General features: G+C 67.4%; 17 protein-coding genes and 1 pseudogene. 9 read left to right on the top strand and 9 right to left on the bottom strand.

What is annotated here, in order from left to right; all coding sequences use genetic code 11:
* The 5 genes and pseudogenes from ACEN9N_RS20150 to rtcR all read right to left on the bottom strand — a co-directional run bounded on the left by ACEN9N_RS20150 (position 1) and on the right by rtcR (position 3,918).
* Complete coding sequence (locus ACEN9N_RS20150) at positions 1–861, bottom strand: alpha/beta hydrolase (RefSeq protein ID WP_413315760.1); 861 nt, start codon at positions 859–861, stop codon at positions 1–3.
* Complete coding sequence (locus tag ACEN9N_RS20145; protein WP_495654385.1) at positions 858–1,430, bottom strand: 3'-5' exonuclease family protein; 573 nt, start codon at positions 1,428–1,430, stop codon at positions 858–860. The genes ACEN9N_RS20150 and ACEN9N_RS20145 overlap by 4 nt, the downstream gene beginning before the upstream one ends.
* Positions 1,431–1,436: 6 nt before the next feature.
* The gene (locus tag ACEN9N_RS20140; protein ID WP_413315771.1) at positions 1,437–1,766 is read right to left on the bottom strand and encodes a low molecular weight protein tyrosine phosphatase family protein; all 330 of its coding nucleotides are present in this window, start codon (positions 1,764–1,766) and stop codon (positions 1,437–1,439) included.
* 108 nt (positions 1,767–1,874) lie between these two features.
* Positions 1,875–2,294 (bottom strand): annotated as a pseudogene (locus ACEN9N_RS20135) (2'-5' RNA ligase family protein); the annotation flags it as partial.
* Positions 2,295–2,310: 16 nt separating this feature from the next.
* Positions 2,311–3,918 carry an RNA repair transcriptional activator RtcR gene (rtcR, locus tag ACEN9N_RS20130; protein WP_495654384.1) on the bottom strand — a complete coding sequence of 536 codons (1,608 nt, stop codon included), beginning with the start codon at positions 3,916–3,918 and terminating at the stop codon, positions 2,311–2,313.
* A gap of 703 nt (positions 3,919–4,621) precedes the next feature.
* On the opposite strand from rtcR, the gene ACEN9N_RS20125 reads away from it, so the two are divergent.
* The 8 genes from ACEN9N_RS20125 to ACEN9N_RS20090 all read left to right on the top strand — a co-directional run bounded on the left by ACEN9N_RS20125 (position 4,622) and on the right by ACEN9N_RS20090 (position 13,465).
* Positions 4,622–5,773 (top strand): slipin family protein, encoded by a 1,152-nt coding sequence (locus ACEN9N_RS20125; protein ID WP_495654383.1) that lies wholly within the window; start codon positions 4,622–4,624, stop codon positions 5,771–5,773.
* 290 nt (positions 5,774–6,063) lie between these two features.
* Positions 6,064–7,287: an RtcB family protein gene (locus ACEN9N_RS20120; RefSeq protein ID WP_007836187.1), complete on the top strand. Its 1,224-nt coding sequence runs from the start codon at positions 6,064–6,066 to the stop codon at positions 7,285–7,287.
* Positions 7,288–7,360: 73 nt separating this feature from the next.
* Positions 7,361–8,728, top strand: a complete 1,368-nt coding sequence (locus tag ACEN9N_RS20115; protein ID WP_495654382.1) for a hypothetical protein — start codon at positions 7,361–7,363, stop codon at positions 8,726–8,728.
* A 24-nt stretch (positions 8,729–8,752) separates the two neighbouring features.
* Positions 8,753–9,406, top strand: a complete 654-nt coding sequence (locus ACEN9N_RS20110; RefSeq protein WP_495654381.1) for a zinc-ribbon domain-containing protein — start codon at positions 8,753–8,755, stop codon at positions 9,404–9,406.
* On the top strand, positions 9,406–10,362 hold the full coding sequence (locus ACEN9N_RS20105) for a ribonuclease Z (RefSeq protein ID WP_495654380.1): 957 nt from the start codon (positions 9,406–9,408) through the stop codon (positions 10,360–10,362). The genes ACEN9N_RS20110 and ACEN9N_RS20105 overlap by 1 nt, the downstream gene beginning before the upstream one ends.
* A gap of 26 nt (positions 10,363–10,388) precedes the next feature.
* A complete protein-coding gene (locus ACEN9N_RS20100) occupies positions 10,389–11,237 on the top strand; it encodes a nucleotidyltransferase domain-containing protein (protein WP_495654379.1) in 849 nt (282 codons plus the stop codon).
* Complete coding sequence (gene rtcA / locus ACEN9N_RS20095) at positions 11,230–12,267, top strand: RNA 3'-terminal phosphate cyclase (RefSeq protein WP_495654378.1); 1,038 nt, start codon at positions 11,230–11,232, stop codon at positions 12,265–12,267. The genes ACEN9N_RS20100 and rtcA overlap by 8 nt, the downstream gene beginning before the upstream one ends.
* A 136-nt stretch (positions 12,268–12,403) precedes the next feature.
* The gene (locus tag ACEN9N_RS20090; RefSeq protein WP_413315752.1) at positions 12,404–13,465 is read left to right on the top strand and encodes a maleylacetate reductase; all 1,062 of its coding nucleotides are present in this window, start codon (positions 12,404–12,406) and stop codon (positions 13,463–13,465) included.
* A 27-nt stretch (positions 13,466–13,492) separates the two neighbouring features.
* On the opposite strand, the gene ACEN9N_RS20085 is transcribed toward ACEN9N_RS20090, so the two are convergent.
* Positions 13,493–13,849 carry an alpha/beta hydrolase gene (locus tag ACEN9N_RS20085; RefSeq protein ID WP_495654377.1) on the bottom strand — a complete coding sequence of 119 codons (357 nt, stop codon included), beginning with the start codon at positions 13,847–13,849 and terminating at the stop codon, positions 13,493–13,495.
* Between the two features lie 111 nt (positions 13,850–13,960).
* Entirely contained in the window at positions 13,961–15,619 is a 1,659-nt protein-coding gene (locus ACEN9N_RS20080; protein ID WP_495654376.1) for an adenylate/guanylate cyclase domain-containing protein, read from the bottom strand.
* A gap of 29 nt (positions 15,620–15,648) precedes the next feature.
* Here ACEN9N_RS20080 and ACEN9N_RS20075 point away from each other — a divergent pair, with 29 nt between their 5' ends.
* Positions 15,649–16,392 carry a Crp/Fnr family transcriptional regulator gene (locus ACEN9N_RS20075; protein WP_495654375.1) on the top strand — a complete coding sequence of 248 codons (744 nt, stop codon included), beginning with the start codon at positions 15,649–15,651 and terminating at the stop codon, positions 16,390–16,392.
* 118 nt (positions 16,393–16,510) lie between these two features.
* Here the strand turns inward: ACEN9N_RS20075 and ACEN9N_RS20070 are convergent, their stop codons facing one another.
* Complete coding sequence (locus ACEN9N_RS20070) at positions 16,511–16,978, bottom strand: DoxX family protein (protein ID WP_007833146.1); 468 nt, start codon at positions 16,976–16,978, stop codon at positions 16,511–16,513.
* A gap of 115 nt (positions 16,979–17,093) precedes the next feature.
* Positions 17,094–18,023, bottom strand: coding sequence for a LysR family transcriptional regulator (locus ACEN9N_RS20065; protein ID WP_495654374.1), 930 nt, complete (start codon positions 18,021–18,023; stop codon positions 17,094–17,096).
* Between the last annotated feature and the right edge of the window lie 163 nt (positions 18,024–18,186).

Raw genomic sequence — 18,186 nt, 5'->3', positions numbered from 1 at the left:
TCATTGCTGCAGCGGATGTTGTGCGGCCTCGAAGAATGCGGTCAGCGCCTTCCGGTAGGCGCCGCCGTAGCGCAGGGCTGTCATCGGTTCGAGGTGGCCCGCGCCCGGTACTTCGATCAGCCGGCGGGGCTCGCGCGCATCGGCCAGCAGGCGCCTCGAATGCGCGAGCGGAATCACCTGGTCGGCCGTGCCATGGATCAGCAACAGCGGAACGGGCGAAATGGCCGCCACGTACTTCGACGCCGCGTACTCGTCGCTCACCAGCATGCCCGCGCCCCACAGCTTTTCGTTGGCAATCGACGAATAGGAATAGAAGGTCGATTCGACGGCCACCGCTTTCACGCCCGCCCTGTTGCCCGAGCCCATCACCGCGATCGCGTTGGTGCCGCCCAGGCTCTGCCCGAAGAGAAACAGCCGCTCGGGGTCGATGTCGCCGCGTGAGCGCACATAGTTCAGCGCGGCATGGGAGTCCTCGAACACACCCCTGGGCTCCGGCTTGCCTTCGGACTGGCCGTAGCCGCGGTAGTCGAACACGAACACGTTGTAGTCCTGCTTCGGCAGCCAGGCCACGAAGCGCCAGTGCGTGCTCATGTTCTGCGCGTTGCCATGGAAGTGCACCACCGTGCCCTTGGCTTCCTTCGGGTTCTGGCGGTTCTCCGCGGGCAGGAACCAGCCGCTCAGGCGCGTGCCGTCGGCACTGGCGAACTGCACGCTCTCGTAGCGCAGGCCCAGCACGTCGGGTGTTTCGTAGCGCACGCTGTCGGGGTAATAGAACAGCGACTGGACGCAGCCCGCCAGCATGAGCGGCAGCGCACACAGCGCCAGCCTTTTGCACCATCGGCGGACTGAGCGGTTCGTCATGGCTGTTTGCCCGAGGCGGCCGCGCGATTTTCCGCGAGCATGTTGCAGAAGAGGGCGCCCTGCTCGATGGCGTCGTCGAGCGCGACGTGTGTGTGCGGCAGCTTGTCGAACCAGCGGCGTGGCATCGCGCGCTTGGTGCTTTCGCGGTAGTCGAGCCCGAGCATCGCCATCGCGAACGACTTGACGTCGAGCGCCGAGTGGCTGAACGGGCTCTCGCCGGCGAAGCGCATCAGGTACCAGTAGATGAACAGGAAGTCGAAGCCTGCCGGGTAGGCGACGAACACCGGCCGCGCCGGCAGGCCCTTGAGCCAGCTCACGTAGTTCTTCATGGCGTGGGCCGGGTCCTGCAGGTCGGTGCGGCAGGCAGCCCAGGCCTCGGGCTGGGTCTTCCACCATGCGGCAGTCTTCGGATCGGCCTCGGCGCCCGGCAGGGTGTGCAAGTTGGCGCTGAAGGTGGAAATGAGCTGCTTGCCGGCCGTGTAGGCGGCCGAGCCGAAGCTGAGCATCGAGTTCGGCCCGGGAATGGGGCCGTCGGATTCGACGTCCGTGCTTATGTAGATTTCCGACATGGGGTGCTAGTCGATTTCAAGGATGGACCCTACCGAGCGTTCGAGCTCCTCGACCAGCTCCGGGTCCATGTACTTGTAGTCGTCGGGAATGTCGAGCACGTGGATCGGCTTGCCTTCGAGCATCCGCGTGAACTCGGCCACCAGCCGCGACTTGTGTTTTTCTTCCATCACGAGGATGACGTCGGCCCATTCGATGTCGTCGACGGAAACTGTATGCCGCGCATTCGGACTGGTGCCGGCGGAGCGCGCGGAGATCAGCGGGTGCTTGCGCCAGATGCGTTCTGCGGTGGGGCTGCGCCACTGGTTGCGGCTGCAGATGAAGAGGACGTTGCGCATGGGGGCCGGTTCTTTTGGCAGTCGAAAGACGTGCATGTCCTGCCAGCGTCCCGACGAGTTTTCGATCAGCGTGACTTCGGTGCAGTTCGCATGCACGGCGCCCGATGCGAGAAGGCGTGCCTCCAATTCGGCAGCCGCCGCGTCCGCATCGAGCGCGTTGCCGTGCGCCACCGACAGATGCGGAATGACACCTTCGTGCTCGCCGCCATACGGCGGGAAATCGGGAAATGCATCCGCGAGCGCCAGTGTCATCTCGATGAAGGGCGCAGCCGGTTCCGGTGCGAGGTACGCGGTTTCGGGAAAGCGCCCGACCTTGCCCAGGGAGAAGGCAAACGAAGGCGTCCGATTCAGAGCCTGCCGCGCGTGCTCCAGCACTTCGGGTGTGATCAGCGCAGGGTCCATGAAAGGAACGAGCACCGTGACGTGCGCCGGTACGTCCAGTGCGACGGTCGCGTCGTAGCGGCGGCGCAGGTCCCCGACGAGAGGCTCGGCGGCGGGGACTTTCACGGCGAATGCAGAGATGGCCATCGCGGCGGAGGATAGCTCAGGCGTCGGCAATCCGGCCCCACTCGAGCCCATGCTTGGCGAGGTACTTGCGCAGCCTGTCTGCGTCGTTCACCACGCTGCGCTGCGCGCGTGAGGCCTGGAACAGCTGGCGGCCCGCATCCGACAGGCTGCGCGACTGCCGGCACACGCGCACCACCGCTTCGAGCTGCAACCGATCGAACAGGTCGAGCGCCCCCGCGCGTTCCTCGCCGAGCAGCACATCCAGGTCGACGTCGTTGCCCTCGGCCGGTGCAGCGGCACCGGCATGCTTCCACAGCCACCGCAGCCGAGCAATCTCCGCCTCGACCAGCGCCACCGGAATGCGTCCGCCATCGGCCAGCGTCGCCAGCCGCGTCACGCTCGCGGAGAGATCGCGGAAATTGCCGCTCCAGATCGCCTCGCCGCTCTGCGCAAAGCGCAGGTAGGCCGCGCGCGCCTCGGCGTTGAAGCGGACCACGCGATGGTTCTCCGCCGCGTGAATCGCCAGCAGGTGGTCGACGTTGGGCTCGATGTCCTCGGGCCGCTGCGCGAGGCCCGGCAGGTCATAGGTCCAGAGGTTGATGCGCGCGAACAGGTCTTCGCGGAAGCGCCCCTCGGCCACGTCGCTGCGCAGGTCGCGGTTGGTGCCGGCGATGAGCTGGAAATCGCTCTCCACTTCCTTGTCCGCGCCCACTGGGAAGAAGCGCTTCTCCTCGATCGCCTTCAGCAGCATTGCCTGCTCATCAGGTCCGAGCTCGCCGATCTCGTCGAGGAAGAGGGCGCCCTGGTGCGCAGTGCGCAGCAGGCCCGCTCGGTCGGCCGCGGCGCCGGTGAATGAGCCCTTCCTGTGGCCGAACAGTGTCGAGGCCGCACCGTCGCCGCGCAGCGTCGCGCAGTTCACCTCCACGAACGGCCCCGTCATCTGGTGCCGCGCCTGCTTCAGTTCGAACATGCGCCGCGCCAGGAACGACTTGCCCGCACCGGTGGGCCCCACCAGCAGGATCGGCGCGCGCGAGCGCACGGCCACGCGCTCGATCTCGTCGATCAGCGCATTGAAGCGCGCATTGCGCGTGGCGATCCCGCTCTTCAGGAACGCAACCGCATCGCGCTGCTCCGCATCGAAGCGCCGCGCGATCACGTCGTAGCGCGACAGGTCGAGGTCGATCAGCGTGCACTTGCCGGCCTCGCCTTCGCGCTGCCTTTTGGGCGGCGAGGTCTGCGCCAGCACGCCGGGCACCACGCGCGATTCGGACAGCAGGAACATGCAGATCTGCGCCACGTGCGTGCCGGTGGTGATGTGCGTCCAGTACTGCTCGCGCTCGGTGTCGAAGGGATAGCCGCGCGCCCAGTCGTACAGGCGCGTGTAGACCTCGCCGAAATCCCACGGGTCCGCGAGATCGATTGGCACGAGGTTGACGGTGGTCTCGGGCGACACGGCGGCGATGTCGGCCTTCACCACCTCGGCCAGCGCCTTGTGCCGCAGCGTGTAGAGCAACTCCAGGCGCGAGACGACCATGTCCTCGTGCTGCGCAAGCGAGACCGTGGGGCGCCACTTGTTCCAGCGGCCCGCCCCCTGGCCGGCGTCGAGCTGGGTGCCTAGGAAGCCGATGACAACTATTGGCTTCATGGATAAAAGGCTAGCTAAGTTTATAAAAAAAATGAATGCTAGCAGGTCGAGAACGGCATGCACCTGCAGGTCGAAAAAAGAATTTCGCTAGTCATATCAACAACTTGCGAGCTACCACCGCGTGTTTCTTCTTCGTCTTGCGCGGCCTGGCATAGCGCCTGCAATAGACAACCCGTCGGATGCAGTTCATCCGCTCGCAGGTGCCGCGTGAATGCGGTCCGGTGCCGCAGGCCAGATCCTGTCTTGGGCTCGCGGTATGCCGCTGTTGAACTGGCTGGCAACTGAACTTGTTTCAGTTCTGCTCATGGTTGAGCACCGTGCTGACCACACGGCGTTGTGGGTTCGATTCCCGCGAAAAACCCTGGCGGTGCTTGCATCGCCATCTGATGGGGCGAAAGCCCCCCGCCCCGGCACACCGGAGCGATGGCGCAAGGCCCTGAAACCTTGCGGCGCGCGACACAGTGCCAAGCGCAGGCGGCTTGCGCACCGCGTGCGTGGCAAGGAATTGCGTGCAGCCATCGACGGCCGGAAAGGTGAGGGCGTTGCAAGTGCAACGAGGGAGGCACCCGCCGGACCGCGCGACCGCTGCACGACAGGCCTTGGCCGCCGCAGTGTCCGCCGCCTGCCCTTTCGAGGGCCTGGATCGAATGACCGTCTGAACGAACGAAACGAATAGCCGAACCGGACAACAAGGAGAAAAAGAATGCTGGGCTTCAACCAATACACCATCAAGAAGAACGAACGCGCGCTGCTGCTGCGCAACGGCGATTTCGAGCAACTGCTCGGCCCGGGAAAGCACCGCGTGTTCGCGGGCTTCGACACCATCCAGCTGCAACGCTTCTCGCTCGCCGAGCCGGTGTTCGAGCACGAGCTGGCCGACTACTTCCTGGCACGTGAGCCTGAGCTGATCGAGCGTGAGTTCGTGCACGTGTCGCTGGGCGAAACCCAAGTCGGCCTGCGTCATGAAGATGGCGTGCTGGTGCAGATCCTGCCGCCTTCGACCCGCAAGCTGTACTGGCGCGGGCTGCGCGAGCAGCGCATCGACGTGATCGATGTGTCCGCCGATGCGCGCCTGCCGGCCGACCTGCTGGCGAAGCTGCAGAGCGTGGCCCTGCGTCCGCGTGCGGTGCAGGGGCTCGACGGCGTGCTGCTGGTGCAGGTGCCCGAGTTCCATGCCGGCGTGCTGATGCTCGAAGGGCAGATGCGGGCGCTGCTGCCGCCGGGGAACCACGGCTTCTGGCGCTTCAACCGTCAGGTGTCGGTGACCTGCGTGGACCTGCGTTCGCAGGTCGCCGAAGTGAGCGGCCAGGAAATCCTGACCCGCGACAAGGTGGGGCTGCGGCTGAACCTGTCGGCGGTGTGGCGCTTCACCGATGTGCGGCGAGCCATGGCGCAGATGCCGAAGCCGGCCGAGCACGTGTACCGCGAGCTGCAGTTCGGCCTGCGCGCCGCGGTCGGCGAGCAAACGCTCGACGCGCTGCTGGAGAACAAGGCAGCCATCGACCAGACGGTGCTGGCGCAGGTGCGCGAGCGGCTGGAGGGGTCGGGCATTGCGCTGGAGAGCGTGGGCGTGAAGGACATCATCCTGCCGGGCGAGATGAAGACCATCCTCGCCCAGGTGGTGGAAGCCGAGAAATCGGCCCAGGCCAACGTGATCCGCCGCCGCGAGGAAACCGCGGCCACGCGCTCGCTGTTGAACACCGCCAAGGTGATGGAGGGCAACCCCGTCGCCTTGCGGATGAAGGAACTCGAAACGCTGGAACGCGTGGCCGAGCGGATCGACAAGATCTCGGTGGTCGGCGGTCTGGACCAGGTGCTCAACGGACTGGTGACGCTTCGGCCGAACGGTTCTTGAGTTCTGAAGGAAAGGGATATGGGCACGCAGGCACAGAAGGGAGCGCCACTGCCAAAAATGTTGATATTGCCGGCAGTCCGGGTAGCACCGGATGCGGCGGGAAAGTCGGTCGACGAGCAAGGTTGAGGATGCAGGTGCTGGCTCCGATGACGGGTCTGTCACTGGCGCGCGTTTCCAATCGTCGACTGGGCCGCTGGATTCAAACACCACGGTCGCCGTATTGATGCGGGTTCGAATCCCGCCGTGTCCACCATTGGTGAGAAAGTACAGAGAGAGAAAGAGAGATGGAAATGGAAAAGAACTACAACCTGCACGAAGTCGAGAATGGCGTGCCCGTGAAGATGTGGACCCGCGGCGTGCCCGTGGAAGACGAGGCGCGCAAGCAGCTCGAGAACGCGGCCCGCCTGCCCATCGTGTTCAAGCACATCGCGGCCATGCCCGACGTGCACTACGGCATCGGCGCGACCGTGGGCTCGGTGATCCCGACCTTCAAGGCCATCATCCCGGCCGCGGTGGGCGTGGACATCGGCTGCGGAATGATGGCGTGCAAGACCACGCTGCACGCCAACGACCTGCCCGATAACCTGGGCCCGCTGCGTTCGGCGATCGAGAAGGCCGTGCCGCACGGCTCGAACCCCAAGCGCATGGGCCGCGACAAGGGCTCGTGGGAGACGCCTCCCAACGAAACCGACGCGGCCTGGGCCGGGCTGGTGGACGAGTTCGACGCGATCTGCGAGGACTACCCGCGCCTGAAGAACACCAACAACCACAAGCACCTGGGAACGCTGGGTACGGGCAACCACTTCATCGAGGTATGCCTGGACGAGGCTGGGTCCGTGTGGTTCATGCTGCACTCGGGTTCGCGCGGCGTGGGCAATGCCATCGGCACGCACTTCATCGAACTCGCGAAGAAGGATGCCGAGCTGCACCAGCGCAACCTGCCCGACCAGGATCTGGCGTACTTCGAGGAAGGCGCCAGGTACTTCGGCGACTACGTGCGTGCGGTGGGCTGGGCCCAGAAGTTCGCGCGAGCGAACCGCGAAGTGATGATGCAGCGCGTGGTCGCGGCCGTGCGCAGGGTCATCACCAAGCCCTTCGAGGCACACGTGGAAGCGGTGAACTGCCACCACAACTACGTGAGCCGCGAGACGCACTTCGGCGAAGACGTGCTCGTGACCCGCAAGGGCGCGGTGAGCGCGAAAGCCGGCGAGCTGGGGATCATCCCCGGCAGCATGGGCGCGAAGAGCTTCATCGTGCGCGGAAAGGGCAACCCCGAGAGCTTCATGAGCTGCAGCCACGGCGCCGGTCGGAAGATGAGCCGTACCAAAGCGAAGAAGCTCTTCACCATCGCCGACCAGATCGCCGCGACCGAAGGCGTGGAATGCCGAAAGGACGCCGACGTGATCGACGAGATCCCGATGGCCTACAAGGACATCGACGCGGTGATGGAGGCGCAGAAGGACCTGGTGGAGGTGGTCTACACGCTCAAGCAGGTTGTTTGCGTGAAGGGATAAAGAACCAAGTGCGATCGTCGCCCCGGCAACTGGAGGAGGTGCCACCGAGGGGCGCCGGGAAAAGGACAGAGCGATGAAATGGTGGAAAACCAGGACCGAAGCGGTGCAGGGCCTCGAGGCGTCGGCACTGGATACGAATGCGCTGCTGGCGCTTGCCCGTTCGACCGACGGCTATCAGCGCGAAGCGGCTGTCGTCGAACTGGTGCGTCGCGTGGATCCGCAAGCCATCGCGGTGCTGCTCGTGTGCGCCGGCGACTGGGTCTTCGAAGTGCGCCACGCCGCGAGGCAGGGCCTTGCCGCCTTCATGCGCGACGATCTCGCTGCGCACTGGGCGCGTGCGCTGCCGGCGCTGGCTTTTACCTACCGCGTGCGCCGAACCGATCTGAGCGAACTGACAGGAAGCATCGAGGAATTCCTGGCCCGAAACATCGATGCGCTCGAGAAAAATGCTCCTGCGCTGGACGATTCGGCGCGGCGTTGGATCTTCACCTTGCGGCTGCGGCGAACGGACGACGCGTCGGCGCTTCTGGCGCTGCTGTGCCGGAACGTGCACTCGAACGACTTGTCGATGTCCCGGCTCTGCCTGGGAGCCGTCGATCGGTTCGCCGATCCGGCGGATCGCCGCAAGGTGTTCGAGGCCGCGTGCCGCTCCAGATTGCCGCGCGTGCGAATGACGGGAATGCGCGAACTGCTGGCGCTGCAGCAGTCCGATGCCCAGGCTTTCGTGCGCACGATGTGTTTCGACCGCAGCGCCGGCGTTCGTTCCCTGGCGGTCGGCACCCTGGCCGCCGGGAAGGAGGACATCGCCGAGCGCGCGAAAAGCATCCTGGCGCGGCCCGCGGGCGAAGCCCATCCGGCCGTTGCGGCGCTCCACGTGCTGCATCTGCTGAGGGACCCGCAGACGGCCGTCCTCGCGCGATCGCTGGCGAGGTCACCGGTGGTGGCGTTGCGACGACTGGCGTCCTCGCTGGTTCTCTCCGCCACGGCCGAGGGAGAACAGCAAGCGCAGCTGACGGCCCTTCTCGCCGACAGTTCGCCGAAGGTGCGCCGGGTCGCGGTGGAACATGTCCGTCGCGGTGCGTCCTTGCCGAGTCCTGAAGTACTGATGCGCATGGGGCTGGAGCGGCCCGAGGTCGCAGGCGATGTCATGGCGATGCTTGGCTGCGGCTCGCCGTGGGACCGCCTGCTTTTCGTCCTGCGCCTGCTGGAGGGCGGGGGGCTTTCGGCCAGCCTGTGCGGTTCCGTCACTATCGAACTCGATGCATGGGGCAAGGCGATGGACAACGCCTATGTGCAACCGCAAGCGAAACAGGCAGCGGCGCTGACCCGGCTATGGAGCCGGAGAGCCCAGTTGCTTCCGCAAGAGCGCCCGCCGGGACTCCTGCCGCGCGGTTTTCCGGATGCGGTCGAATATCACTTGCGTACCTATCGCGTGATCTGAAAGAAGAATGGCGAGACTGTGACCATGAAAAGCAACAAACAGCGACGCGCCGAGATCAAGGCACGCCGCGTCGAACGCGCCGCGGCGCTGGAGGCCAGGCTGCGCGCGCACGATGCGCGGAAGCTGACGATCGGCGGGCCCGTGCCGGGCCTGGAACTGGCCGATAAGTCGAAGTTCGCGCGCTACAACGTCATGTATGGAGAGGTGCTCGATTTCTATCTCGATCGCGCCTTCACCTGCCGCGATTGCGGCGCCGAGGAGGTATGGACGGCCAAGCAGCAGAAGTGGTGGTACGAGGTCGCCCAAGGCTCGGTCCACAGCCAGGCGGTCCGGTGCCATGCATGCCGCGAGGCTCGGAGCGTGCTGCGCGAGGCAGCTTCGAAGCGCCCCGGTGCCAACCTGCTGCGCGAAGAGGTGACGCGGCTGCGCGCCCTCGCCGCGACGCAGCCGGACGCCGCCGCACTCGCCGAAGTGGATGCCGCCTTGCAGAGCAAGTGGCGAAGCCTGCGCGTGGTCGCCATCGAGGTCATGGGGCGTTGGGGCGGGCCCGAACAGATCGCGCGGCTCCAAGCCTTCGTGGCTGCCCGCCCCGGCGGAAGCAACCACCGATGGTGGGAGCGTGAAGCGGCAGACGCTGCGGCGAAGGCATTGGCTCGCCATGCGGAGGACAAGGCGTGATGATGAAACTGACTTTCCTTGGGACCTCCTCCGGCACCCCCACGCGCCACCGCAACGTCTCGGGCCTCGCGGTGCAGACGGTGCTCGGCGCCGACTGGTTCCTGGTCGACTGCGGCGAGGGCACGCAGCATCGCGTGCTGCAAACGCCGCTGTCGCTGAACGACCTGGCCGCCGTCTGCATCACGCATGTGCACGGCGACCACTGCTATGGCCTGCCGGGGTTGCTCGCGAGTGCGGGCATGAACAAGCGCACGAAGCCGCTGAAGCTGATCGCGCCGCTGCCGGTGTGGGAGTGGTTCGAAGCCACGCGCCAACTGACCGACCTGCACCTGCCCTACGAGGTGGAGCACGTCGATCTGGAGAACCAGGCGCTGGTGTACGAAGCGCCCGGCGTGCGCATCGAGCGCCACCTGTTGCGGCATCGCGTACCGAGCCACGCCTATCGCGTGCAGGTCGAGACGCGGCGCGTGCGGCTGAAGGCCGATGCGCTGCGGGCCGCCGGCCTTCCGCCCGGCCCCGCATGGCGCGCGCTGCAGACCGGCGAGGACGTACCCTTCAACGGCGATGTGCTGCGCAGTGCCGACTACACGGAAACGCAGGTCGACACGGCCGTCGCCGTGCTGGGCGGCGACAACGCAGAGCCCGCGCTGCTGCGCGATGCCTGCCAGGGTGCTCAGCTGCTGGTCCACGAGGCCACCTTCACGCAGGACGCGCTCGACAAGGTCGGCCCCGGGCCGATGCACAGTTCCGCGCGCATGCTGGCCGAGTTCGCGCAAGCCGTGGAGGTGCCGAACCTGGTCCTCACGCATTTCAGCGCACGCCACCAGAACGAAGAGGGCATGGCGGCGCTGATGGCGGAGACGCAGGTGCATTACCGCGGGCATGCGTTCCTGGCCAACGACCTGGACGTTTACGAACTCGACAGTGCCGGCAACGTGGCCGTCACCCGAGCCTGATGAGAGAAGAAGAAAAGAAGAAAGTCATGAACACTGAAAAGGAATTCCTGCGCTCCGCCCACCCCATCGAGCCCGCCATGCGCGCGCAGATCATGGACGCCCTGCGCGACATCGAAGCGAAGAACGACGTGAGCGTGCTGTTCGCCTGCGAATCCGGCAGCCGCGGCTGGGGCTTCGCCTCGCCCGACAGCGACTACGACGTGCGCTTCATCTACGTCAACCGGCTGCCGTGGTACCTCACGGTGCAGCCGCGCCGCGACGTGATCGAGGTGCCGATCAGCGGCGACCTCGACATCAATGGCTGGGATCTGCGCAAGGCGCTGGGCCTCATGCGCGAGTCGAACCCGACGCTGCTCGAGTGGCTGCGTTCGCCCATCGTGTACCGCGACGACATGGTGGCGATGCCGCGTTTCCGCGCGCTGTCGGAGGCGGTGTTCTCCAACGCGCGCGGCTGGCACCACTACAGCTCGATGGCGAAGAAGAATTTCCGCGAGCATCTGCAGGCCGGCGAGGTGCGCTACAAGAAGTATCTCTACGTGCTGCGCCCGCTGCTGGCCGCGCGCTGGATCCGCTCGCAGCCCGGCGTGCCGCCGATGCGCTTCGCCGACCTGGCGCAGCGCACGCTCGATGCGGCACGCGACGCCACGCTGATCGACGAGATCAACGCGCTGCTCGAGGTGAAGATGCGCGCCGCAGAGGCCGCGACCAGCCCGCGCTGGCCCGGCATCCATGCGTTCATCGAGTCGGAGCTGGCGGCCAACGCGGCCGAGCCGGTCACGCCGCTGCCGCAGGCCGAAGAGGCCGGCCTCGACGCGTTCCTGCACGAGACGGTGCTGCGCTTCGACAAACAAGAACAGGAGGCTGCGCATGGTTGACCTCGACGGCTCGCTGGGCGAGGGCGGCGGCCAGATCCTGCGCACCAGCCTCGCGCTGTCGGCGGCCACGGGCCAGCCGCTGTCCATCGAGAAGATCCGTGCCGGCCGCGCCAAGCCGGGCCTGATGCGCCAGCACCTCGCGTGCGTGAACGCGGCCGCTGAAATCAGCGGCGCGAAGGTGGAGGGCGCGGAGCTCGGCTCGCAGTCGCTGCGCTTCGCGCCCGGCCCGGTGCGCGCGGGCGAGTACCGCTTTTCGATCGCCAGCGCGGGCAGCTGCATGCTGGTGCTGCAGACCGTGCTGCCGCCGCTGCTGCTTGCCGGTGCGGCCAGCCGCGTGCACCTGAGCGGTGGCACGCACAACCCGATGGCACCGCCGTTCCATTTCCTGGAGCGTGCCTTCGCGCCATTGGTGCGCCGGCTGGGCGCCGACCTGCAGCTGACGCTGCGCCGCTGCGGCTTCTATCCGGCCGGTGGTGGCGAGGCAGAGGCGACGATCGTTCCTGCGGCCGGCGCGCTGCAGCCCTTCGACCTGATGGCGCGCGGCGAACATCGGTCGAGCCATGCCGAATGCCTGGCGCCCGGGCTGCCGCGCCATGTGCCGACGCGCGAGCTCGACACGCTGGGCGGCGCGATGGGCTGGTCCGGCGAGCAGCTGCGTTTCGGCACTGCGCGCCAGAACGAAGGCCCCGGCAACGCGTTGCTGGCGACGCTGGCGTACGAGCACGTCACCGAGGTGTTCACGGCCTTCGGCGAGAAGTCGCTGAGCGCCGAGCAGGTGGCGCATGGCTTGGTGAAGGAACTGCGCGAATTCCAGAAGAGCGAGGCCGCGGTCGGCCCGCATCTCGCGGATCAGCTGGCGCTGCTGATGGCGCTCGCCGCCTGGCAGGGCAAGAAGGCCTGCGCCTTCACCTGCAGCGAGGTGACGGAGCACACGCGCACCAACTGCGCGGTGATCGAGCGCTTCCTGCCGGTGCGCTTCGCGATCGTCGAAAGCCGCCAGATCTGCACGGTGCGGGTCTCGCCGGCCTGAGGAGGAGCTTCTCGATCGGGTAAGCGGAAAAGTCCTTTCCACTCCTGTTGTTGAATGGGGAGCGGCCCGGCGGGATACTCGCGCGATGGGCCGCCGGCACCGGTTGCCTCATGAACATTCGAGAGACAGCAAAGCCATGACCATCCCCTCGTTCGTCTACAACAGCGTGCCGCAGCGCGTGGTGTTCGGCGCCGGTTCGCTGCAGCACCTGGCGCGCGAGATCGATGCGCTCGGTGCGCGCCGGGCGCTCGTGCTGTCCACGCCCGAGCAGCGCCCGCAGGCCGAGCGCGTGGCCGACATGCTCGGCAGCCATGCGGCCGGTGTGTTCGATCGCGCCGTGATGCACGTGCCCATCGAGACCGCGCGCGAGGCGCGCGAGGTGGCGGCCCGGCTGGGCGCGGATTGCGCCGTGGCCATCGGCGGTGGTTCGACCACCGGGCTGGGCAAGGCCATTGCGCTCGATTCGGGCCTGCCGATCCTCGCCATCCCGACCACCTACGCGGGCTCCGAGATGACGCCGATCTACGGCATCACGGAAGCCGGCATGAAGAAGACGGGCAAGGACTTCAGGGTGCTGCCGCGCACGGTGATCTACGACCCCGAGCTGTCTTCGAGCCTGCCCGTGGGCATCAGCGTGACCAGCGGCATCAACGCCATCGCGCATGCGGCCGAAGGGCTCTACGCGGTCGATTCGAATCCGATCATGGACCTGATGGCGCAGGAAGGCATTGCCGCACTGGGCCGCGCGTTGCCCGCCATCCGCGCCACGCCGCACGATCCGGGCGCCCGCAGCGATGCGCTTTACGGCGCATGGCTCTGCGGCACGGTGCTCGGCAACGTCGGCATGGCGCTGCACCACAAGCTGTGCCACACGCTGGGCGGCAGCTTCAACCTGCCGCACGCCGAGACCCACACCATCGTGCTGCCGCACGCACTTGCCTACAACGCCGAGGCGGCGCCGCAGGCCATGGCGCGCATCGCGAAGGCACTGGGGGGGAGCAGCGCCGCGCAGGCCGTGTACGACCTCGCGCGCGACAACGGCGCGCCGGTCGCGCTGCGCGACATCGGCATGAAGGAATCGGACCTCGACCTGGCCTGCGAGCACGCGCTCAAGAACCAATATCCCAATCCGCGCCCGCTGGAGCGCGCTGCGATCCGCTCCTTGCTGCAGGACGCCTGGGAAGGTGCGCGGCCCTGAGCCGGCGGAGCAGGGCCGCGCTGCTGTTTACAGGCCGGCCTGGCGCGTGAACGAAACCGTCGGCTTCTTGTAGGCCGAGGGCACTTCGTCGCGGTAGAAGGCGCGGCGATCGAGGCTTTGCAGCGGGTTGTGCGCGGCGGCCACGGCCTGGTCGCGCACGGCGCTGCGGTCGAGCGTGGAGTTGACGGCCACGGTGCCTTCGGCGGCGCTGTCCGAGTAGCGGTTGCCCTCGCGCGCGGCGGCAATGGCTTCGGCCTTCACGTCGGCACGGCTGGCGAACGGGATGATGGCCTGCACGCCTTCGTAGCTTTCGGCATGTGCGCCGGCGGCGCCCAGCAGGGCGAGAGCGGCGGCGGAAGCGGCGATGAATTGCCTGGTGTTCATGAGAGTCCCTTTGGATGTCTGTGTGGGCGGCGGACATTCGTCGTTGCCACGAGATGCAGTGTGAAACCGCATCGTGGTTCACGCTGTGCGTTTGCGCACCGCTTTCGGCGATCAAGCAGGTGCGCGGAGCACTTCGAGCGGTTCGGAGCGGCCGCGCACGGTGAGCGTTTCGACTGCGCCCATCGCATCCGCTGCGCCGGCTTGCTCGGCCGCGAACAGCGACACCACGAGGCGCGATGCCGCGGTCTTCGAGTGGTCCTGCAGCCGGCTCGCGGTATTGACCACTTCGCCGATGGCGGTGAAGGTCGTGGTCTCCAGGTAGCCCACTTCACCCACCGCGGCCCGGCCTGCATGCAGCCCCATGCCGAACTCCAGCCGTTGGCCGAATTGCGCCTCGAAGCCTTCGCTCCATGCGTCCATGCGCTGGCTGATCAGTTCGGTGGCGCGCAGCGCCTGCCTGCAGGCGGTGGGAAGGTCGCACTCGAGCCCGAAGATCGCCATCACGCTGTCGCCGATGAACTGGTTGGGCACGCCGCCGCTCTCGCGCACGGCTGCACCCACGGTGGCGAAGTAGCGGTCGAGCACGTAGGCCAGGTCGAAGGGCCACTGCCGCTCCGACAGGCCCGACCAGCGCCGCAGGTCGACGAACAGGATCGCCACGTCGCGCTCGCGCCCGAAGCTGCCGACCGGCGCGGGCCGGCCTTCATTGGGCAGCGGCGCGAACAGCGGCGTGACCTCGATGTCGCCGCGTGGGCGCAGCTGGCAGGCCAGGCGCACGTCGGCCGGTGCGCGCACGCGTTCGAGCGTGCGCTGCTCGTCGCGGCCGGGCTCGCCGATGTGCTCGGCCTGGCCGGCCACGCGCACGCGGCAGGTCGAGCAGCGCGCACGTCCGCCGCAGATCGAGACGTGTGCGATGCCGTGTGAGCGGCTTGCCTCCAGCACGCTCCAGCCGCGCGGCACCTGCACCGTGCGACCGGGATAGCGCAGCGCCACGGAGGGCTGCCGCGGCCAGCGTGCCAAGCCGTTGCGTCCCCAGCGCGCCGCGAGCAGCGCGACCAACGCCAGGCCGTAGAACCACTTGATGCCGCCTTCGGCCGCATTGAGCGCCCTGCCCTGCGCGGGCGTCGGCAGCGTGACCGGCGGCACGCCGGTCCACTGGAACTCGCGCCCCATCGACACGAAGCCCATCGCCGCCGTCAGCGGCAGCGCCACCGCAACGGCCAGCAGCAGATGAGAGAAGCGCCGCCAGGCCGGTTTCACCCGCAGCGCGAAGTGCAGGCCCAGGCAGCCGTGGACCCAGGCCGCGAGCATCATCACGAGCTGTGCGGCCGCGCCTTGCCAGTCCCACAACCCCCAGACCACACGCACGTACGAACCCTCGATGCCATAGGCCAGGTAGGCGCCGCGCATGGCCGTGAGGTGCGTGGCCAGCAGCAGCGGCAGTGCGAAGCCGAGCAGCACGCGCAGGCCTTCGAGCGGCGGCATGCGCAGCGTGCGGCGCTCCCACAGGGCGACCACGGCCAGCGCCAGGTGCACGGCGGCCGCGCCATACAGCAGTACCGTGCCCGGCAGGCTGTGCCAGAACTTCTGCACGCCGCGCAGCACGGTCTCGGCCGCGGCAAAGGAATAGATGCCCAGCGAATGGTTCAGCAGGTGAGCCGTGACGTAGGCCATCAGCACCAGCCCGCTCGCCCAGCGGAGATTGCGCCGTGTCGGCGGTCTCAGCGGAAAAATGGGGCCCGAAGGGGTGCGGAGGGAACGTCTGTCCATGAACGGGTTCGAAGCGGCACCCGAGCATAATGCGCGCGCCCCCACCGACCCCCGGCATGGCCAAACCTGAACCTTCCTCTCCCCGCTCCAGCCTTGCACTGCGCCAGATCGCACTGCTCGGAGGCCTTTCCGATCGGCGCCTGGACCTGCTGGCCCAGCAATGCCTGTGGCACAGCGTGGAGGCCGGCAAGCCCTTGTTGCTGCGCGCCGAGCAGCAGGGCGAGGTGTTCCTGCTGGTGTCGGGCCGGGTGCGGGTGACGACCTATTCGGCCAACGGCCGGCAGGTCACCTTCCGCGATTCCGAAGCCGGCGAGCACTTCGGCGATATCGCCGCCATCGACGGCGGCCCGCGCTCCGCCGACGTGGTCACGCTGGAGCCCAGCGTGGTCGCCAGCCTCGACCGCGCCGCCTTCATGGCCCTGCTGCGCGATGAACCGCTGGTGGCCGAGCGGGTGATGCTGAGGCTGGCGTCATTGGTGCGCCAGCTGTCGGAGCGCGTCATCGACCTGAGCACCCTCGGCGTGCAGAACCGGCTGCATGCCGAACTGCTGCGCCTGGCCCGCGCAGCCGGTGTCGAGGACAACCAGGCTCGGCTCGAACCGGCGCCCAGGCATGCGGCGCTGGCCAGCCAGATCAGTACCAACCGCGAGCAGGTGACGCGCGAGCTCAATGTGCTGGTGCGCAGCGGCGTGCTGCGCAAGGACGACAAGGCGCTGCTGGTGGTCGACGTGGCCCGCCTCGAAGCCATGGTCTCGCAGGTCAGGGGCGATTAGTGCTCTCCCCCAGGGCTTCGCGCACTTTGTGCCGCAGCGCCAACCCCCTTCCGGGGGCAATACCGGCGGCCCGGCAAAGCCGGTTCCGCGGTATTCCACGAATGATTCGCGGGTTTGCTCAGTTCCAGCGGCCGTTGCGTCCGCCGACGGAGAAGCGGCCGGCGCCCAGCAGCACCACCGTCAGCGCGCCGAACAGGTACAGGCCCTGCAGTTCCAGTGCCCAGCCGCCCTGCTTGGTCATTGCGAACAGGTCGGCCATGTGCACGAGGCCGAAGGCCACCAGCATGTTGATGACCACCACGGCGGCCGCAGCGCGAGTGAAGACGCCGGCAATCATCAGCAGCGGCGCGGCGATCTCGCCCACGTACACGAGGTAGGCCAGCCCGCCCGGTAGGCCGGCCTTGGCCAGCATGCCGCCGATGAAGCCCACGCCGGCCGACAGCTTGAAGATGCCGTGCAGCAGCACCAGGAAGCCGACCGTCACGCGGATCAGCAGCTTGCCGGAATCGTCCAGCGTGGAGGGAGAGAGAGCAGACAGCGGCGATGCGATCGGCGCATGCGCTGTGTTGGCGGCCTGGGTGTTCATGGCTGGTCCTTGGAAATGGAGGACCGCCGCGGAATGCGACGGTTGCGGTTCCAGTGTGCGGAGCTGCCGAAAACCCGGATGTGCGTTTACGCACATGTTTTGGCGGAAAGGCCCGTCAGCGCATGCCGAAGTGCCCGGTCCATTTCCGCTCGTACTCCATCTTTGCGAAGTGCGCGGCCATGAAGTCGATGAAGCTGCGCACCTTCGCCGACAGGTGCTTGCGGCTGGGATACGCGAGGTTGATCGTCAGGTGCGGCAGGTCCCAGTCTTCCAGCGTAGGTACCAGCCGGCCGGCCACGATGTCTTCGTACACGATGTAGGTCGGCTGCACGAGGATGCCCATGCCGTCGAGCGCGGCGGCGCGCAGCACCTGGCCGTCGTTCGATTCGAGCAGCCCCGTGACCGGCACCGTGTGCGTTTCCCCGTCCCGGCTGAAGCGCAGCTCGTTCGGGTTGTTGGCGTGGGTGTAGATCAGCAGCTTGTGCTGCTTCAGCTCGTCCAGCGTCTTCGGAAAGCCATGCTGCGCGAAGTAGCGCGGCGAGGCCGCGAGGATGCGCCGCGTCTCGCCGAGCCGGCGAATCGTCACGTTGGAGTCGGGTTCGTACTCGCGCGTGCGGATCGCCACGTCGATGTTGTTGTCGATCAGGTCGAAGTAGCGGTTGGCGGCTTCCACGTGCACCCTCACGCCGGGGTAGCGCTGGGTGTACTCGCGCAGCAGCGGCGCGATGTGGTGGACCGAGAACGAGAGCGAGGCCGTGACGCGCAGCGTGCCCGTCGGGTTGAGCGCGGTGGCGTTCACCGTCGATTCGGCATCCGACAGGTCGGCCAGGATGGTGCGGGCGCGGGCGCAGAACTCGCGGCCGGTGTCGGTCAGGTACAGGCGGCGGGTATTGCGCTCGACCAGCCGCGCGCCGAGCCGGGCTTCGAGCGCGCCCAGGTGGCGGCTCGCGGCGGCGTTCGACAGGCCCAGCGCCTCGGCCGCGCGGCTCAGGCTGCCGGCATCGGCGATCTGCACGAGCAGGGCGATTTCGGTCCAGCGGTCCATGGGCGTTGTTTCCGGGGCTTGTCTTTGGTCGGGCCGGGCGATTTTGGCGCAGGGCGGGCGCGACCGTTCCGCTGGCCGGAAAAATCATTTGCGCCCAGATGCTTTCAGCGCAGCGGTGCGCGGCCTACAGTGCGTCGTATCCGACGACCAGACCCCATGGAGA

Source organism: Variovorax sp. Varisp46, from assembly GCF_059491885.1.
This window is presented reverse-complemented; position numbering and strand designations above follow the sequence as displayed.

Excerpts from the sequence above, each read along its gene's own strand:
- ACEN9N_RS20150 (WP_413315760.1), bottom strand. The coding sequence starts at position 861 with ATGACGAACCGCTCAGTCCGCCGATGGTGCAAAAGGCTGGCGCTGTGT.
- ACEN9N_RS20145 (WP_495654385.1), bottom strand. The coding sequence starts at position 1,430 with ATGTCGGAAATCTACATAAGCACGGACGTCGAATCCGACGGCCCCATT.
- ACEN9N_RS20140 (WP_413315771.1), bottom strand. The coding sequence starts at position 1,766 with ATGCGCAACGTCCTCTTCATCTGCAGCCGCAACCAGTGGCGCAGCCCC.
- rtcR (WP_495654384.1), bottom strand. The coding sequence starts at position 3,918 with ATGAAGCCAATAGTTGTCATCGGCTTCCTAGGCACCCAGCTCGACGCC.
- ACEN9N_RS20125 (WP_495654383.1), top strand. The coding sequence starts at position 4,622 with ATGCTGGGCTTCAACCAATACACCATCAAGAAGAACGAACGCGCGCTG.
- ACEN9N_RS20120 (WP_007836187.1), top strand. The coding sequence starts at position 6,064 with ATGGAAAAGAACTACAACCTGCACGAAGTCGAGAATGGCGTGCCCGTG.
- ACEN9N_RS20115 (WP_495654382.1), top strand. The coding sequence starts at position 7,361 with ATGAAATGGTGGAAAACCAGGACCGAAGCGGTGCAGGGCCTCGAGGCG.
- ACEN9N_RS20110 (WP_495654381.1), top strand. The coding sequence starts at position 8,753 with ATGAAAAGCAACAAACAGCGACGCGCCGAGATCAAGGCACGCCGCGTC.
- ACEN9N_RS20105 (WP_495654380.1), top strand. The coding sequence starts at position 9,406 with ATGATGAAACTGACTTTCCTTGGGACCTCCTCCGGCACCCCCACGCGC.
- ACEN9N_RS20100 (WP_495654379.1), top strand. The coding sequence starts at position 10,389 with ATGAACACTGAAAAGGAATTCCTGCGCTCCGCCCACCCCATCGAGCCC.
- rtcA (WP_495654378.1), top strand. The coding sequence starts at position 11,230 with ATGGTTGACCTCGACGGCTCGCTGGGCGAGGGCGGCGGCCAGATCCTG.
- ACEN9N_RS20090 (WP_413315752.1), top strand. The coding sequence starts at position 12,404 with ATGACCATCCCCTCGTTCGTCTACAACAGCGTGCCGCAGCGCGTGGTG.
- ACEN9N_RS20085 (WP_495654377.1), bottom strand. The coding sequence starts at position 13,849 with ATGAACACCAGGCAATTCATCGCCGCTTCCGCCGCCGCTCTCGCCCTG.
- ACEN9N_RS20080 (WP_495654376.1), bottom strand. The coding sequence starts at position 15,619 with ATGGACAGACGTTCCCTCCGCACCCCTTCGGGCCCCATTTTTCCGCTG.
- ACEN9N_RS20075 (WP_495654375.1), top strand. The coding sequence starts at position 15,649 with ATGCGCGCGCCCCCACCGACCCCCGGCATGGCCAAACCTGAACCTTCC.
- ACEN9N_RS20070 (WP_007833146.1), bottom strand. The coding sequence starts at position 16,978 with ATGAACACCCAGGCCGCCAACACAGCGCATGCGCCGATCGCATCGCCG.
- ACEN9N_RS20065 (WP_495654374.1), bottom strand. The coding sequence starts at position 18,023 with ATGGACCGCTGGACCGAAATCGCCCTGCTCGTGCAGATCGCCGATGCC.